This window comes from Lelliottia nimipressuralis (assembly GCF_041464075.1).
Lineage (GTDB): Bacteria > Pseudomonadota > Gammaproteobacteria > Enterobacterales > Enterobacteriaceae > Enterobacter > Enterobacter nimipressuralis.
Genome location: NZ_CP167172.1, coordinates 592,550 through 608,977, shown reverse-complemented (window position 1 = coordinate 608,977; position 16,428 = coordinate 592,550). Strand labels below are relative to the sequence as shown.

Genomic DNA, 16,428 nt, shown 5'->3' with positions numbered 1-16,428 from the left:
ATTTTGTTATGAGTTTACCGGCTGCGGCGCAGGCGAATCTCTCCCCGCCTCGCGCGCGCGAATCACTTCCGCCTCAAAGAATTCCCGGACCACGGTGACCGACAGGCCGATCACGATTTGCAGGTTCCTGCCATTACGAATCGTCCCTAACGCACCCGCAGCTTTCAACGCGTTGTCATCCATCACGCACGAGGGATCGTGGATCACCAGCCGCAGGCGGGTCTGGCAGTTGCTGATGGTTTCAACGTTTTCCGCGCCGCCGACGCACTGCAGGATCGCAATCGCCTTCTCGCGATCGGGTTGTTTGCCCGCCGCCTTTTTATCGCGGTAATCCTGTTTCGAATAGAGACGCACCTCGTTTTCATCCTCGTTACGCCCCGGCGTCAGGATGTTGTATTTGAGGATCACGTAGCGGAAGACCATAAAGTTGATCGCCGCAAAACCAAAGCCGATGGCCAGATGGATCCAAATCAGGTGCGCGTGGTTTTGCGCGTAGAAGATCCAGTTGAACAGGATCATGTCGTTCATCCCGCCGCCCATAAAGCCCACCACTCCGGCCATGTACAGCGCCATGCACAGCACCGCGCCGATCAGCGCGTTGAGCAGATAAAGCACCGGCGAAATAAACAGATAGGTGAATTCGATCGGTTCGGTAATACCCACGCTCATCGCGGTGATGATCGCCGGGATCACCAGGGCCGCCACTTTTTTCTTCTGGCTTTTATTCGCCGTGGCGTAAATCGCCAGCCCCGCACCTAACGAGCAAAAGACACTGATATTGCCGTAAAGGGAGTAGCCCGCCGCCGGGAACTGCTCGCGCAGCGGCACGGCAGAGGCCGCGTAGGTCGAGACGTTTTCGATCCAGTGGGTGTAGAGACCGCCATCCACCACCGCCGGGCCGAAGAAGAACGGGAAATAGACGAAACGGTGTAGCCCCGTCGGCACCAGAATTCGCTCCACAAACGCAAATAGCCCCATTCCCAGCACATCGGCTTCGATGTAGAACGTTTGCATGGCGTTGATGCCCAACTGCACTTTTGGCCACACCAGACAGGTCAGCCACGCCAGAGGGATCATCAGGAAGAAGGCGATAATGAACACCAGCGCCATCCCCTGGAAAATCGAAAAGTAGTCGTGGAGTTTTTTCTCGAAAAAGCGGTTGTGGATCCAGGTGACGATCCCGCCGACGATCAGGGAGAAGACGATACTGGTATCCAGCGTTTTGATGCCGCCCACCAGCGCCAGCCCGCTCTGTCCGCCCACTTCCTGGCTGAAGTTGACGCCGAAATCAGCGCCCCAGAAGGTGAGCATCCCGTTGGTAAAATAGTTAAACGCCATGTAGGAGAAAAAGGCCACCAGCGCCGCGCGCGCCTGGGCGGACTTCGCCAGGCCAATCGGCAGTGCCATACAGAACAGCAGCGGGAAGTTGCGGAAAATCGTCCAGCCGCCGGACTTCAGAATCGTCATTACCTTGTAAAAAGTCGCGTCCGGGTGGGCCAGATCGCCCATGATATCGGGCATGGTGAGGATGTTGGTGACGGCCAGCAGCAACCCTGTGAACGGCAGGAATGCTATCGGGACCGCCATCGCGCCGCCAAACGTCTGGAAGGCGCCCATGATGTTGAGTTTTTTCATTTATTATTATCTCCAGCTATCCGCTCTCGCGGGTCAGGTCACAGAGGTTTTGCCAGGCCAGTCACCCTGCTCCCTCTCCAGCAGAAGCAGCATCGTTAACGCCTGAGCGTAGGGAACGGGGGCCATCGCGATATCGCAGTAATACTGAATATCCCAGCCCAACATGGTGCCGCGTGAGGCTTCGAGGACGATGCCGTCCTCGTCAATGCGCGCCATTACGGCGTCAAACGCCCGCAGCGCGTTAACGCTGACGGAATCATCCAGAATGCCCATCCGAACGCCGCGCAGCATGCCGTAGGCAATCCCCGCCGTGGCGGAGGATTCCTGAGGTGAGAGCGGATCGTCGAGCACCGTGTGCCACATGCCGTTGTCAGCCTGGAGCGTGCACAGGGAGCGCACCTGGCGCGCCACCACCTGCGACAGATAGCGACGCACGCCGGTGTCCAGATGCTCGCCCATCAGTTCGATAAATTCGGGGATTGCCACGGTGATCCACGCGTTGCCGCGCGCCCAAAACGCCCCGGCAAAGTGGTGTTTATCGACAAACGTCCAGCCGTGATACCACAGCCCACTGGCCGGATCGCTCAGATAGCGGGTGTGCAGCAGAAACTGGTATCCCGCCTCGTCAATCAGGTCCCGACGTTTGAGCACAATCCCCGCCACGCCAAGGAAAAGGCAGGTCATAAACAGCGTGTCGTCCCAGAGCTGGCCGGTGTTGGGCTGCTCTTTCACCACGTGCTGGAAGCCGCCCTCTTCAGTTTTGGGCAGATCACGCAGGAGGGCGTCGGCCCAGTCGTTGACCGTTTTCAGCAGATCCTCACGCTGATGTTGCCCCGCCACCAGCGCCAGCACGATCATCGGTGCGGTGGTGTTGATCTGTATCTCCGGCAACCCTTTGGCGATCTGCGCCTCATACCATGCGAGGATCGACTGCTGCAGCGCCGCGTCCTGCTGGTGCGCGGCGTAACGCCAGAATCCGTAAAGCCCGACGCCGATTTCCCACTCCCACTCCTCAAAGTGGATCGCAAAACCGTCGCCAACGCCCACTTCATTCAAATTCTTCAGACGGCAAAATCCGCGCACCACGCGGTCCAGCGTGCTCATCCGTTCATCCTTGTTCATGCGTTTACGTCCTTGAAAATAATGCGTGGGGCAGTGCTGTGCAGAGCGGGAAATGTCGCGGCGAGATCGTGATCTTTCTCGATCCTCATTGCGCTCATCCGGGCGCTGAACGCCGCAAAAGCCACGTCGTCGCCGTAGCCCGCTTCCACGTACCACGCCACGTCGCGTCCTGCCGCGCGACACTCGGTTCCGGCCGTAAGCCCGTGGTCGAGGGTGTGCAGGGGAGCAGAGCAGATCACCGCAGCAAAAGCCTGACCGGCGCGAACGATACGGGCGTGCGTCGAGGCGATGACACGATCAAAAGCCTGTACCGACAGGTGAAGATGCGTCCACGGCAGGGCCTCTTCGTCAGCGATGTGCCAGCGCATCACAGCGCCGTTTTCCTGCTGCATGACCTGCGGCATTACGCCGTTTCCCGCCCAGAATGAAGGCCGCTTTTCGCCGCCTGGCTCGGCTTCACCCGGATGATTAATCCAGATTTTGGCGTCAGGACGGGAAGCAAATTGCAGGTCGAGCAGATGCTGTTGATGGCCTGGCTCACCCGTGTGGTGATCGACGCAGGAGGACAAACTGACGCCCGGCGCTTTCCAGAGGCAAATATTCCCGCCGCCGCAGGTGTACCACGCGGCCAGTTCGCCTTCGCAGAGCGTGGCGTACCTCTCTGACTCGGCAGGTGGCACGTAGTCGCTGGCGCAGAACAACGGCAGCGAGGCGCATTTGCGGTTATAGCTGCCGCCACCCCAGGCCACCGCGCCGTAAGCCGACAGCTCGGTGAGTCTCCCTGCCAGCAGCTCTTTTTCGTAGACGCGGCCCATAGTTCCGGCGGCGACGCCGTTCTGGTAATGCAGCGAGCTTAATAGCATTAAGCGGTCAATGAGCTGACCTGCGCGGGTGCGAATCGCCTGGCTCTCGGCCAGCTGATACAGTGCGAACAGGCCAATATAATCAACGGGATAATAGGGTGCGGAGTTCCACTCGACGAAACCATGCACATCGATGGCGTCGAACCACTTCACCAGACGCGCTTCGGCAATCGCCTGCTGTTCGCGTCCGAGGCGGCCCGAGGCGATAAACTGTTCGTCCGGGAAAAACTGCCCCGCCAGATACTGGGCGGTATGGAAACAGAGCGCGTGGTTTTCGCTCCAGAACCACATCACGTCGCAGCCCTGTTCGTCGAGCCAGTAGCGATAGCCCAGCAGAGTCGATTTCACCCGTCGCCAGAGGGCTGGCGGGAAATGATCCCCCTGGTGATAGCTCCAGATCCACAGAAGCGGCACCAGCGAAAAATCAGAGCAGTCTTCGCGCGCGCTGATGCGCTTGAGAGTGCTGTTCAGCAGGGTTTCACACTGAGGGCCGTATTCGTGCAGGTGCATCATCGCCAGCAGGCGGCAGGTACGATCCATGCCATGCGCGGCGATATAGCGCAGCGCTTCCTGTTTGCGCCCTGCAAGGGTGGTGGCGCGGGCAAGCACTGGCGCATCGGGCATGACGTTGATGCCGACGTGACGCGTGAGTGTCACTTCACCGCGCTGGAGCGTCAGACGCAGCTGATAGTGCGCCTCACCGATATCCGCCGGTAACGGCAGGGCGATCGCCGTTTCCCCGACGTTTAGCGCGCCAAAATCGAGGGTTCTCGGCGTAAAATTGTCGTTGCCCATGCCGCGCAGTTCCCCGCGAAGCACAACGCCCGCAGGGACTGGCACACTGCCGTGCAGCCGCACGCTGTGGTCAATGACCGCCAGTTCCGGTCGCAGCCCGCCCGCAAACTCACTCAGACAATCGACCGCCTCCCCCGACATGCCGGGCAGTGCCACGCCCAGGGGCACGTCATCCAGATAGACCATCTGCAGAGCAAAAAGGGTGTCGCGCTCAAACAGCTCGTCGAGATGGATCAGCAGGCTATTTTTGCCCGCGTTCAGCGGCAGGCGCACCTCGACATGCTGCAGGGTATTGCGCGTAAACGGCGTATGGCAGAGGGTTTCTGCTCCCTCAATCCATATCCGTACGCCGCCGCAGGTGTCCACACGAAACGAAAATTCCCCCGTGTGTGGCGCGAAAAGATCAACCGTCAGCCAGCGCTGAAGGTGGAAAGGCAAATGGCGAAAATCAGAAAATGAAACGCTGTCGTTCTCACCGCTAAAGGTCACTTCACGGCACGGCAGCGCCTGGGCGGGATCGACCGCGCGCCGGGCGTGCGTCTGGCGAAAGACGCGGCGGCAGAACGCCTCCGCTTTCGGGCCGGAGCCGTTGCGAAAGTGATAGTCTATTTCCGGGTCGATGGCTTCGCCGGTATAGAATTCAGCAAAGCGCTCTTCCTTTGCCGCGGAAAAGAGAAAACGCGTCAGCGCTTCGCCCTGTTTAAGTTGCCAGTCACCCTGTGACATATTTTCCTCGCCTTCATACGACTTATCGATTGCGGGCCAATCATCAGCGGGATTGCACTCTTCGGCGAGCAGCCAATAGTGGGGATTGGCCGGAACTGCCTGGCAACTCACAAAGCGAGCCACCACCGGGGAGACGACGTGACGACGATCACGCCTTACGTGAAATGAAAAAAGAGAATGTGACGATGGGCGCACAGCCATCGCGCCATGCGACTGACTTGCGCGACGTTCGTCACATTTTTGGCAGGTTTTAGCCCTTCAGCGCCTTTAGCTCCTCGCCCAGGCTATCGGCCAATGCCCGTACGCGTGAGGCATCAAACAGCACGTGCAATCCCGGCGAGGCGTCCGCGTGTTTCGCGCAGTAGTCTTCCATTTCTGAGGCGCTGCGATACAGCTCCTGAATGTTGATCTGGCAGATCTCGCGCATGCTCCAGCTGTTTTCCACCTCACGGGCAAAGCGCAGAGTGAAGAAGGCTTTCTGAGCATGCAAGAACAGGTGGCAGTAGAGCGCAAAGCCTTGCCACTCCTCCAGCCAGCGGTTTTTCAGGGCATACGGGAACGCGGCGATCTCCGTGAAACGCAGCGCGCGTTCACGTAAGCTCACAGAGGCGTCGCGGGCGTCATCTTTCTCTTTGGCGATGCGCGTCAGGCAGGCGGCGGATGTCTCCACATCGCTGGCGTCAAAGGAGATGTCGCGCTCGGAGCCTGGCAGCCAGTGGTTGCGATTGAGCTGTCCGTAGAGGCTCCACACCGCCTGACCGTAGCTTTCCGGCACCTGACTGTGGCGGTGAAACACGTGGTCGCGGACGTAAATCGCGCTATAGAGCACCTGTCCGGCCTGCTCCAGCAGGGCAGTGAACTGGTGAAAGACCGGCGGTTCAGGGCGCCAGCCGTAGCTTTCGTCGAGCCAGTACGTCAGCAGCTGATCGCGCGACAAATGGGCGCCATCATTCGCCAGCATCCGGCTGCATGCCAGCAGATTACACTCGCTCAGGGTACCCATGATCCAGTGGTTATCGACCCCTTCCCAGCTGGTTTTGCACACCGCGCCGCGGATCGCTGGATTGCTGCGACACCACAGCAGACGGCCCTGCAGCTCGTCGATGCGCGGAAACGGGAAAATCCCCCAGCCCACCTCTTCGCCCACCAGATCGATATCCGCCCACACTTCGCGCTCGCGGACTGCCAGCAGCGCCGGGTTATTCGGAAACGATGGCCAGAAGCGCTCGGGAGTCAGTTTGATGGAGACGCTGACGCTTTCGGGCAGCGGGCGGATCGCCTCCAGCACGTTGCCGAGATCGTGATTGCTCGCCGGGAACACGCGCAGCACCAGATGCTTGCTCTCTTTCTGCATCGTCCGGGAAAGTGCGCTGAAACAGCGGCTGTAGAGGGAAAAACTGCGCTCGTCACGCTCGGGAAGCCGGGCATTGTCTTGCCCCTGTAGCTCCCAGTTCGGGCGCGAAATGGGCAGCAGGCCGTCAGTATTGGAAATCGCCACCAGCAGGCCGCTCAGTGCCGGAATACGCTGGCAAATCAGCGACACTTTCTCGCTCAGATACGCGCACCAGAAATCGATGTCAAAGCGCACGCCGTGGCCCGGCTCGAACAGATGCGGATGCGCCAGCAGCAGGTCAGTCGGGAAGTTGAACTCTTTGGCCTGCAGATAAAAACGCAGCCCTTTTTGCTGGCACAGTTTACCGAGACGATTGAGATGGACGCAGCGGGCGCGCTGCTGGCTGGAGAGGCGATCGTTGTACTGAAGCGGGGTGTAGCCCTTGGGCGAAACCAGCATGTCGAACAGGTCCACCTGCCCGACAATCACGGTATTGAAATCATGCGCGACGGCGTAATCCACCAGCTCGCAGGCCTTATCCCAGTTCCAGTAAGCCTGATTATTTAGCTCCAGCGCCCTTGTCTGCCACATCTCCCTGCTCCTTTTGTCGCCCAATTGACCGGCCGACAGTCATAGCACAGAACGCAGAAAATAGGTGTGTCACGGTTCTCGAATGACGTAGCGGGTCGGCTCAAAAAGGTTCAGGAACAGATGCACCAGGAACACCAGCGTCAGCGTCGAGACCAGCGCCACCGTCACCGAGACGATGCGATAGAGATCGCTGAACACCAGATCGCCGTCAGGATGCATGTTCTGACCAAACATAATGCCGATGGTGGTGATGCTGGCAAACCCGACGCCCGCGCCGACTTTTTCCATGACGTGCAGACGTGCGCCAAACGCCAGCCCGAGGCCAATCAGCGGCATCATCAGCAACATGTGGCTGCTGTGATCGTAAAGCACCAGCTGCATTACCAGAATGTACAGACAGCCGAGGATCACCCCGACCACGCGCCACAGGGAGCTTATCACCGCGCCGCGATAGTTCATCGGGAAGAGGATCAGCACGCCCGCCATCAGCGCCGAGAGGGAATCGCTGAGATCGCTTATCTGAAAGACGACAAAAATCAGCGTTGCCACGGTGCCGGAGAGCAGGGATTCGTGGCGCACGCGGGCAGCGTTTTTCTCAATCAGCGGCGGCGGCTTGCGCGGTTCGACGTCCGGCAGCAGGTAGTTCATTAGCGCGCTTAAACAGACCGCCATGATGCTGGCCTCTATGTTTGAGAACAGCAGCGTGTGCCAGTTCGTGGTCGGGTAACTCATGAAATTGAGCATCACGCTCTGACACACCACCCCCATCGAGCCAAACAGGAACAGCGGCCCCTTACTCATAAACCGAAAACGCATCACGTAGAGGGCGAACACCACCAGCGTCATGATCAGCGGCCATTGTGAGAGGTAGCCGATGATAATTACCATTTCGATGCAGTTCAGCGATGCGCTAAAGATAAACTGCTTCGCCACGTGGCGGTTAAACACCGGCACCAGCGACAGCAGCATGATCGGGTAGACCACGTAAAAGACGCCGTAGCTGGTGTTGTAAAACGTCGAAATGCTCAGCGCGATCATCCCGGCAAAGACGATGCGCAGGGTCTGGCGAAAGTCGTTCGCCGTGTAGACGATGTTGCCGTGCGGGGTAAAGACCCGCGCGAGCGTATTAATAGACATAATGCAGCAGGCTCACGAGGTGAATTTGCAGCCCGGAGAAGAAGCGGGCGAATGGCCCTTCGCTGTTGTACAGCTGCACCGTGGCGCGGGCGCCGGTTGGCAGGTGTTTTGGCAGCGTTTCGTCCAGCGCAATGTGAATACGCATACGCTGCGCGTCGCGCACCCAGCGGTTGGAGGTTTCAGGCTGAGATAATTCACCGTTTACCGCCTCCTGTCCCGCCAAAATCCCGGCGTCACTACTGGTGACGTGCGCGCGGAAAACGCGGCCCGGGAAGGCGTCAAACACTACCGCAGCGTCGGTGCCCTGACGGGTATGGCGCAGGCTCTTCTCGCGGAAATCGGCGACGATATCAGTCTGGTTATTCACCAGCGCCAGCGCGGCAGAGCCTGACGAGGCGTAAAAACCGGGGCTAAGCTGCACGTTGCTCACGGTGCCATCGGCCAGCGCGTAGACCTTCGTCCAGCTCAGGTTTAGCTCCGCCTCTTCCAGTGCGTTGCGATATTTTTGCAGCGTCACGTTGCGCTTCTCATCCCGCTCACCGCGCTCGATGCGCAGGTTATGGATGTTGGCTTCCAGATTCGCCACCGACTGTTCGCTGCTCTGCCAGGTGGTGCGCACTTTATCCAGATCCGATTGCGAAACGTTCTGCAGGGTGCTCAGGCGCTGATAGCGGTCAAAAGTGACTTTATCGTTGCGGGCGGTCAGCTGCGCCGTTTTCAGATTGGCCTGCGCGGCGACGATCTGCGCGTCCAGCTGCTGATTAGCGAGCCGGGCCTGTTCCAGAGCGATCTGGGCGGCTTCGACCTTATTGCGAAACGGCGTCGGGTCGAGTTCGAACAGCACATCGCCCTTTTTAACCTGGCTGTTGTTGTGGACGTACACCGCCGCGACGTTGCCGGAAACGCGCGCGGACACCGGCGTCACCACACGCATCACGGTGGAGTCCGGCGTCAGCGGGATCCAGATATCCGCGACGATAAAATAGACAAACATCAGCAGGAAAGAGGCAATACTCACCCTAACCCAGCGGGCAAACTTTTGTTCAGGAGTCATTATTTTTAGATCTTGTTGTCTTCTTCGCGGATTGACCGCAAATTGCAGGCGATTTGATTTAATGTTGCGCAGAAAATCTCAAGATGTTCAGGCGCGATATTATATGACACGCGTTGCTGAAAATTTTCGACCACCTGGGTGAGCGTTTTCAGGACCGCGTGACCTTCCGGCGTGAGGGTGAGCAAGCGGATGCGCTTGTCATAAGGGGATACCGTGCGCAGCAGATAACCCTGCTTTTCCAGCTGAGTCAGGGTGCGCATCAGCGGCGGCAGTTCGATACCCTGCACTTCCGCCAGTTCGCTGACCGAGACGTTATCGCCAAGCGATTTAAGCTGCATCATCACCGTCCAGCTCGACTGGGTGAGTCCCGTATCGAGAATGGCATCATCAATAACCGCGCGCCATTGACGCACAATCATCGCCATCCGCATACCCATCGGCCTGCGGCAAAACAGATCATCTTCGCTCACGGAAACCCCCTCTCATCACCGTAAGCAAGATAATAGTTATCAGGGTAACTATCAAGAAACGAGAGGGGAAAGAGCAGGAATTGCGAATTCATAGGCCGGTGGGCACTGCGCCCACCGGGCGGGGTTTTATTCAATCAGCGTTTTAGGTTCCATAAACGCGCTGATCCCCCACGCGCCCATCTCGCGGCCTACGCCCGAGTGTTTGAATCCGCCGAAAGGTGCTTTCGGTTCGTGGGCAAGCGTATTAACCAGTACCCGCCCAGACTCAATTTGTTGTGCAACGCCACGCGCACGCTCGCCGCCCAGCACCAGCGCGCTCAGGCCATAATCCGTATCGTTGGCAATGGCGATGGCTTCGGCCTCATCGCGATAGGCGATAATCGACAGCACCGGGCCAAATATCTCCTCGCGGGCGATGGTCATCTGGTTATCGACATCCGTAAACAGCGTCGGACGGACAAACCAGCCGTTTTGTGTGCCCTCCGGACGCCCTTCGCCCCCTGCCAGCAAACGCGCCCCCTCTTCTGTGCCTTTGCGGATGTAACCCTGCACGCGCCGCCACTGTTTTTCACTGACCATCGGCCCCACTTCCGTCGCCGGGTCACGCGGATCGCCCGATTTTACTGCGGCCATCGCCTGCGCCAGCGCCGCTTCGCATTCCGCTTTGCGCGAGAGTGGCACCAGAATACGCGTTCCGGCCACGCACGCCTGGCCGCTGTTCATCAGGCCAGCCTGAATTGCCAGCGGAACCGCCTGGCTTAAATCGGCGTCTTCCAGCACAATCGTCGGCGATTTACCGCCTAACTCCAGGGTTACGCGCTTAAAGCTCTCAGCAGCGTTGCGCAGAATCGCTTTGCCGGTAGCGGTTGATCCGGTAAACGATATTTTTGCCACGTCCGGATGACGGCTGATAGTCTCCCCCACCGTCTCGCCGCGCCCGGTGACGATGTTAAACACCCCCGGCGGTAATCCGGCTTCGCTCAGGGCTTCGGTGATAATCTGCGTCTGCCATGCGCTCATTTCGCTCGGTTTGATCACTGCCGTACAGCCCGCCGCCAGCGATGCCGCCAGCTTGCCGCAGATAAATCCTGCATCGCTGTTCCACGGCGTGATAAGCCCCGCTACGCCAAGCGGCACCATCTGTACCGTGGCGGCGCCGACCTCGGTCGTGAATTCAAATTCCGTCAGCGCGTCGATGGCCTGGGCTATCACCTCTGCCGGATAACTCGCCATCCACGCCGATCGCGACGCCGGGGCACCGTACTCTTCGATAATCGCCTCCAGCAAATCGTCATGACGCGCCGCGACCGCCGCATGCATCCGTTTGAGGGCAGCTATGCGCGCCTCGCGAGTGGTCCTCGCCCATGCCGGAAACGCAGCCTTGGCCGCGCTGATGGCGCATTCCGCGTCGAGTTCATCCGCAAGCCGTACCTGCCCGAACACCTGCGCGGTCGCCGGGTTGTAGAGATCAAAACGCTCTGTGCCGTGCGGTGTGACAAATTCACCGTTGATAAAAATCCGATCGATATGACGCATAACACCTCCTCAGGCTGGAAGAGCCCAGTCTGGCACGCCTTTTACGTTTCGATAATCCACGCTATCCTGCAAAGGTTATTGCGATTTTCAGGATAATCTATGCACCGTTCAGGACTGACAGAGCTGGAAGTGGTGATGGCCGTGGTGCGGCGCGGCAGTTTTCGCGGCGCAGCGCAGGAACTCAACATGTCGGCGACGGCAGTGAGCAATGCCATCGCCGGGCTGGAAAGCCGCCTGCAGACGCGGCTGTTTAACCGCACCACCCGCAGCGTTGCGCTGACGGACGCCGGGCAGCGCTATGTGGCGCGTATCGGCCCGGCATTGCAGGCGATCCGCCAGGCCAGCGAAGAGATCCACAGCGAGACGGACGAACCTGCCGGAACGCTGCGCCTGAATGTGCCGAACAATATCGGCACCCTTTTTCTGGACGATCTGCTGATCGACTACATGATCCGCTACCCCAAAATGCGCGTGGAGACCGTCAGTGAAGCGCGCATGATCGACATTGTCGCCGAGGGGTTTGACGCCGGGATTCGCCTGGAAGAGTCTGTCCCACAGGACATGATCGCCATCCCGCTCACCGCCGACATCCGCCAGTTAGTCACTGCCACACCGGACTATTTTTCCCGCCACGGTATTCCGCAAACGCCGGATGATTTGCGCCACCATCAGGGGATTGGAATGCGCATGTCGCACGGCGGGATTTATCGCTGGGAGCTGGAACGGCGCGGCGAGCGCTATGCCCTGGCCGTCCCGCCGCGTTTTGCGACGTCGGATCTGTTTGCCTCGATACGGGCGGTGAAAGCGGGGCTGGGAGTCGGTTTTTTACCGGAACTTTATATCCAGAAAGAGCTGGCATCGGGGGAACTGGTGAGCGTGTTAAATGACTGGACGCAGCCCTTTGCCGGGCTGCGCCTCTACTATCCCGGCCACCGGCACGTCCCGCCGGGTTTGCGGGCGCTGGTGGCGCTGGTTCGCGAACGCGGGATTATTCCAGGTTAGCTTTGTTCAGGCCGTAAGCTGCATCCATTGCACCCGGCTCCATGCGCGAGGTAATGCCCAGACGGTTCCATGCGTTGATCGCCACGATGGCGAAGTTAAGCTCTGAAATCTCGGTGTCGGAGAAGTGCTCAGCCACGCTGCAGTACAGTTCGTCGCTGATGCCGTGGACGCTGATTTGGGTCAGTGCTTCGGCAAAAGCCAGCGCCGCTTTTTCGCGAGCGCTGAACAGCGGCGACTCGCGCCAGGCCGTCAGATGATACAGGCGCAGCTCGCGCTCACCGGCAATTTTCGCCTCTTTCGAGTGCATATCCAGACAGAACGTGCAGCCGTTCAGCTGAGAGACGCGGATATCGATCAAGTGCTTCAGGGCCGGGTCGATGGAGGTTTTGCCGATCGCCATGCTCAGGTCGGACAGGGCTTTGGCAAGTGCAGGTGTGGCTTTATGGTGGTTAACGCGAGTGCTCATTGTCTTTCCTCTTTTTGTGCGGCATATCAAATGCGATGGGGCAAATCTACGCCGATCATGACATAGTAAAAAGATACAATATCCAGGAAACGAGGTAGGACATGAAATCGGGCTATCACGATATCTACACCCGCTATCGCGACAACATCACGCGCGGCGTGCTGAAGCCCGGCGACAAAGTGCCTGCCATCCGCGTGCTGGCCGAGGAGCTGAAAGTGGCGCGCAAAACCGTCGAAACGGCTTACGCGATCCTGATCGGAGAGGGCTATCTGGTGAGCGAGGGGGCGCGCGGGACGCGGGTGAATCCTGATTTAACCCTCCCGGCGAAACAACCGGCTCCCGCTGAGCAGGCCACCGGCACGCTGCCGGAATCGCTCATCAGCCAGCGCGAGCGCGCCGGTTTCCTGCGTCCTGGTATTCCGGCGCTGGACAGTTTTCCCTATAAAAAGTGGCTGCTGCTGGCAGGCCAGGCGACGCGATCGATGCGTCAGGAAGAGATGCTGAACCCGCCGGTCATGGGCTGGTATCCCCTGCGCCAGGCGATTGCCAGCTACCTGAACATTTCGCGCGGATTGTCCTGCACGGCAGAACAGGTGCTGATCACCAGCGGGTACAGCGGCAGCCTACGGCTGATCCTCGATACGCTGGCAAGTCGCAGCGATAAAGTGGTGTTCGAAGATCCGGGCTATTTTATGGGGCAGCAGCTGTTAAAGCGGATCGTCCCGCGCCTGCACACGGTGCCCGTGGATCGCGCCGGGATGGACACGGAGTATCTTCTGCGCCACCACCGCGACGCCCGTTTTGCCATCGTCACCCCTTCACATCAAAGCCCGCTGGCGGTAACGCTTTCCCTGCCGCGCAAACAGCAGTTGCTCGACTGGGCAACGCATAACGAGGCGTGGATCATCGAGGACGACTACGATGGCGAGTTTCACTACACCCGCAAAGTGCTGCCGTCGTTGAAAAGCCTCGATCGTCACGACCGGGTGATCTTTATGGGCACGTTCAGCAAAACCGTGATGCCCTCCCTGCGCATGGGCTATCTGGTGATGCCCGCCAGCACCGTCGAGGCCTTTACCGACTGCGCGGATATTGTTGCCAGCGGCCAGCCGGTGCTGACGCAAAAAATTCTCACCACCTTTCTTAACGATGGCCACTTTTTTCGCCATTTGAAAAAGATGCGCACACTCTACCAGCAGCGTCGCGACTGGATGATCGCCGCGCTGCATGAGGTGTATGGCGAGCGGTTTTTCACAGAGCAAAACGATGGAGGAATGCATATCGTGGCATTCCTGAGCGCAGGCAGTTGCGACCGCGAGATCGCCCGCTGCTGGCAGGCGCAGCAGCTGCAGGTCAATGCGCTTTCAGAGTGGTATCGCGGTTCCGGTAAACGCTACGGGCTGGTGATGGGCTATAACAACGTGCGCAGCTATGACGAGGCACTGGAACTGCTGCGACGCCCGCAGGCCGAGACCCTGCGCCTGCTGGAGTAGCCAGTATCGGACCCGATAAATTTCGTAGGTGTGCGTGGCAGAACATCTCTTTATACTCTGCGGGCTTATTTCGTCGGATTCCGACATTTTTCTAAGGACAAGAAAATGAAGTCAATTTTAGGATTTGATTATCTGTTAACGCCGCGCGTGCTGGTCTTTTTCTACTGGATCGCCATGGTGCTGATTCTGATCGGCGGTGTGTATTCCATGTTCACCGAGCATCTGTTTACCGGTTTTATCGGCATGATTTTCAGCCTGATCGGCTGTCGCGTGATGTTCGAGCTGATTATGGTGGCGTTTAAAAATAACGAATACCTGCGCCGCATCGCGGAGAACACCAGCAAAACCACCGCAGAGTAATCTTCAGGCATTTATCTGCTCCCCCGCAGATAAATGCCCTGCCATTCAGATATTGCATGCATCATTTCGCGTTAATCCAACATCCTTCAGCTGTTCGTCGCTCATGCCCTGCAACACACGTCGCGTCTGCTGGCGGCGACGCCATTTAATAAACGCCTGCCAGATAAAAACGAAGCCAATAAAAGGTCTGTTTGGGCGGTTTTCGTTGAATTCCATGATGTTCTCCTCACGCTGTTTGAGGCTCTATCATCGTCGGAAACCGGCTTTACAATACAGATTCAAAAACAACTTTTCTTTAACATACAGATCCGCTAAAAATGAATCTGCATGGCGATTTTCGCCCTTATCTGTACTGGTTTAACCATCTGTATGGTCCCATTCGAGGATACAGCATGACGCGCTACCAACATCTGGCCAATCTTCTGGCGCAACGCATTGAACAGGGGCTGTATCGCAGCGGCGAGCGGTTGCCGTCGGTGCGTGCCCTTAGCCAGGAGCATGGCGTCAGCATCAGCACCATTCAGCAGGCCTATCAGATCCTCGAAAATCTTCAGCTGATTACCCCCCAGCCGCGTTCAGGCTATTTTGTCTCGCAGAAAAAAGCCCTGCCGCCCGTTCCGGCGATGACCCGCCCGGTGCAGCGCCCGGTGGACGTCACCCAGTGGGATGAAGTGATGATGCTGCTCGATGCGCGCGGCGATCGCGAGATGGTCTCCTTTGGCGGCGGCTCGCCGGATCTGACCCAGCCGAGCCTGAAACCCCTGTGGCGAGAGATGAGCCGCATCGCGCAGCATAATCCGGCGGAAATGCTGAGCTATGACGTGCTTGAGGGGCGTAAAGAGCTGCGTGAGCAGATCGCGCGCCTGATGCTCGACGGCGGATCGACCGTCGCGGCAGACGAGATCGTCATCACCAACGGCTGTCACGGCGCGCTCTCTCTGGCGCTGCTCTCCGTGTGTAAGCCGGGAGATATTGTGGCGGTTGAGTCGCCGTCGTTTCACGGCACCATGCAGATGCTGCGCGGGTTTGATATCAAAGCCATTGAGATCCCAACGGATCCTGAAACCGGGATCAGCATTGAAGCGCTGGAACTGGCGCTGGAGCAGTGGCCGATCAAAGCGGTGATCCTGGTACCAAACTGTAATAACCCGCTCGGCTTTATCATGCCCGAAGCGCGCAAACGGCAGGTTCTGGCGCTGGCCCAGCGACACGATATTGTGATCGTCGAAGATGATATTTACGGTGAGCTGGCGGCGGAATACCCACGCCCGCGCACCATTCACTCTTTCGATATCGACGGGCGCGTGTTGCTGTGCAGTTCGTTTACCAAAACCGTCGCCCCTGGGCTGCGCGTCGGCTGGATTGTGCCAGGTCGCTATTACGACCGGGTGATGCACATGAAATACGCGGCGGGCGGGTTTAACGTTCCCGCCACGCAGATGGCGGTGGCGGCGTTTATCCGCGACGGGCATTACCACCGGCATGTGCGGCGTATGCGTCAGATTTATCAGCAAAATATGGAGCGTTACACCTGCTGGGTGCGGCAATACTTCCCGGCTGAGATTTGCGTGACGCGCCCGCAGGGGAGTTTTTTGCTGTGGGTGGAATTACCGGAGCAGGTGGATATGGTGTGCGTCAGTAAGCAGCTGTGCGCGCTGAAGATTCAGGCTGCGGCGGGATCGCTGTTTTCCGCATCCGGGAAATATCGCAACTGTCTGCGGATTAACGTCGCGTTGCCGCCCAACGAGAGAAATCGTGAGGCGCTGAAGAAAATGGGCGAGGCGATCTATATCGCCATGGAGGAGTAGTGTTGCCGGGGGGTGGCAACACTCTCCATGAGCCTCA

14 protein-coding genes are annotated in these 16,428 nt (G+C 58.6%); 4 read left to right on the top strand and 10 right to left on the bottom strand.

Going from position 1 to position 16,428, the window contains the following annotated elements; all coding sequences use genetic code 11:
- Positions 1-6: 6 nt before the first annotated feature.
- From ACB496_RS02865 to ACB496_RS02830, 8 genes are all read right to left on the bottom strand, one after another.
- Positions 7-1,635, bottom strand: coding sequence for an alpha-glucoside-specific PTS transporter subunit IIBC (locus ACB496_RS02865; protein ID WP_371974298.1), 1,629 nt, complete (start codon positions 1,633-1,635; stop codon positions 7-9).
- A 33-nt stretch (positions 1,636-1,668) separates the two neighbouring features.
- Positions 1,669-2,757 (bottom strand): glycoside hydrolase family 105 protein, encoded by a 1,089-nt coding sequence (locus ACB496_RS02860; protein WP_129035758.1) that lies wholly within the window; start codon positions 2,755-2,757, stop codon positions 1,669-1,671.
- A complete protein-coding gene (locus ACB496_RS02855) occupies positions 2,754-5,141 on the bottom strand; it encodes a hypothetical protein (protein ID WP_371974297.1) in 2,388 nt (795 codons plus the stop codon). Before ACB496_RS02855 ends, ACB496_RS02860 begins: the two co-directional genes overlap by 4 nt.
- 250 nt (positions 5,142-5,391) lie before the next feature.
- A complete protein-coding gene (locus tag ACB496_RS02850) occupies positions 5,392-7,065 on the bottom strand; it encodes a hypothetical protein (RefSeq protein ID WP_371974296.1) in 1,674 nt (557 codons plus the stop codon).
- A 69-nt stretch (positions 7,066-7,134) separates the two neighbouring features.
- Positions 7,135-8,202 (bottom strand): DUF2955 domain-containing protein, encoded by a 1,068-nt coding sequence (locus tag ACB496_RS02845; RefSeq protein WP_181827284.1) that lies wholly within the window; start codon positions 8,200-8,202, stop codon positions 7,135-7,137.
- Positions 8,192-9,259: an HlyD family secretion protein gene (locus ACB496_RS02840; protein ID WP_371975208.1), complete on the bottom strand. Its 1,068-nt coding sequence runs from the start codon at positions 9,257-9,259 to the stop codon at positions 8,192-8,194. Before ACB496_RS02840 ends, ACB496_RS02845 begins: the two co-directional genes overlap by 11 nt.
- Positions 9,260-9,261: 2 nt before the next feature.
- On the bottom strand, positions 9,262-9,726 hold the full coding sequence (locus tag ACB496_RS02835) for a MarR family winged helix-turn-helix transcriptional regulator (RefSeq protein ID WP_100777776.1): 465 nt from the start codon (positions 9,724-9,726) through the stop codon (positions 9,262-9,264).
- A gap of 126 nt (positions 9,727-9,852) precedes the next feature.
- Positions 9,853-11,262 (bottom strand): aldehyde dehydrogenase family protein, encoded by a 1,410-nt coding sequence (locus tag ACB496_RS02830; RefSeq protein WP_371974295.1) that lies wholly within the window; start codon positions 11,260-11,262, stop codon positions 9,853-9,855.
- Between the two features lie 99 nt (positions 11,263-11,361).
- On the opposite strand from ACB496_RS02830, the gene ACB496_RS02825 reads away from it, so the two are divergent.
- On the top strand, positions 11,362-12,264 hold the full coding sequence (locus tag ACB496_RS02825; RefSeq protein WP_371974294.1) for a LysR family transcriptional regulator: 903 nt from the start codon (positions 11,362-11,364) through the stop codon (positions 12,262-12,264).
- On the opposite strand, the gene ACB496_RS02820 is transcribed toward ACB496_RS02825, so the two are convergent.
- Positions 12,251-12,730 (bottom strand): carboxymuconolactone decarboxylase family protein, encoded by a 480-nt coding sequence (locus ACB496_RS02820; protein ID WP_100777779.1) that lies wholly within the window; start codon positions 12,728-12,730, stop codon positions 12,251-12,253. The genes ACB496_RS02825 and ACB496_RS02820 overlap by 14 nt on opposite strands.
- A gap of 101 nt (positions 12,731-12,831) precedes the next feature.
- Here ACB496_RS02820 and ACB496_RS02815 point away from each other — a divergent pair, with 101 nt between their 5' ends.
- Together ACB496_RS02815 and ACB496_RS02810 are read left to right on the top strand one after the other, a co-directional pair.
- A complete protein-coding gene (locus ACB496_RS02815; protein ID WP_107702327.1) occupies positions 12,832-14,223 on the top strand; it encodes a PLP-dependent aminotransferase family protein in 1,392 nt (463 codons plus the stop codon).
- A 105-nt stretch (positions 14,224-14,328) separates the two neighbouring features.
- Complete coding sequence (locus ACB496_RS02810; protein WP_102104517.1) at positions 14,329-14,583, top strand: DUF4282 domain-containing protein; 255 nt, start codon at positions 14,329-14,331, stop codon at positions 14,581-14,583.
- Between the two features lie 45 nt (positions 14,584-14,628).
- Here ACB496_RS02810 and ACB496_RS02805 read toward each other — a convergent pair whose 3' ends face one another.
- On the bottom strand, positions 14,629-14,799 hold the full coding sequence (locus ACB496_RS02805; RefSeq protein WP_100777782.1) for a DUF1127 domain-containing protein: 171 nt from the start codon (positions 14,797-14,799) through the stop codon (positions 14,629-14,631).
- Between the two features lie 176 nt (positions 14,800-14,975).
- On the opposite strand from ACB496_RS02805, the gene ACB496_RS02800 reads away from it, so the two are divergent.
- Positions 14,976-16,391: a PLP-dependent aminotransferase family protein gene (locus ACB496_RS02800; RefSeq protein WP_181827279.1), complete on the top strand. Its 1,416-nt coding sequence runs from the start codon at positions 14,976-14,978 to the stop codon at positions 16,389-16,391.
- The last annotated feature ends 37 nt before the right edge of the window (positions 16,392-16,428 follow it).

Excerpts from the sequence above, each read along its gene's own strand:
- ACB496_RS02865 (WP_371974298.1), bottom strand. The coding sequence starts at position 1,635 with ATGAAAAAACTCAACATCATGGGCGCCTTCCAGACGTTTGGCGGCGCG.
- ACB496_RS02860 (WP_129035758.1), bottom strand. The coding sequence starts at position 2,757 with ATGAACAAGGATGAACGGATGAGCACGCTGGACCGCGTGGTGCGCGGA.
- ACB496_RS02855 (WP_371974297.1), bottom strand. The coding sequence starts at position 5,141 with ATGTCACAGGGTGACTGGCAACTTAAACAGGGCGAAGCGCTGACGCGT.
- ACB496_RS02850 (WP_371974296.1), bottom strand. The coding sequence starts at position 7,065 with ATGTGGCAGACAAGGGCGCTGGAGCTAAATAATCAGGCTTACTGGAAC.
- ACB496_RS02845 (WP_181827284.1), bottom strand. The coding sequence starts at position 8,202 with ATGTCTATTAATACGCTCGCGCGGGTCTTTACCCCGCACGGCAACATC.
- ACB496_RS02830 (WP_371974295.1), bottom strand. The coding sequence starts at position 11,262 with ATGCGTCATATCGATCGGATTTTTATCAACGGTGAATTTGTCACACCG.
- ACB496_RS02825 (WP_371974294.1), top strand. The coding sequence starts at position 11,362 with ATGCACCGTTCAGGACTGACAGAGCTGGAAGTGGTGATGGCCGTGGTG.
- ACB496_RS02820 (WP_100777779.1), bottom strand. The coding sequence starts at position 12,730 with ATGAGCACTCGCGTTAACCACCATAAAGCCACACCTGCACTTGCCAAA.
- ACB496_RS02815 (WP_107702327.1), top strand. The coding sequence starts at position 12,832 with ATGAAATCGGGCTATCACGATATCTACACCCGCTATCGCGACAACATC.
- ACB496_RS02810 (WP_102104517.1), top strand. The coding sequence starts at position 14,329 with ATGAAGTCAATTTTAGGATTTGATTATCTGTTAACGCCGCGCGTGCTG.
- ACB496_RS02805 (WP_100777782.1), bottom strand. The coding sequence starts at position 14,799 with ATGGAATTCAACGAAAACCGCCCAAACAGACCTTTTATTGGCTTCGTT.
- ACB496_RS02800 (WP_181827279.1), top strand. The coding sequence starts at position 14,976 with ATGACGCGCTACCAACATCTGGCCAATCTTCTGGCGCAACGCATTGAA.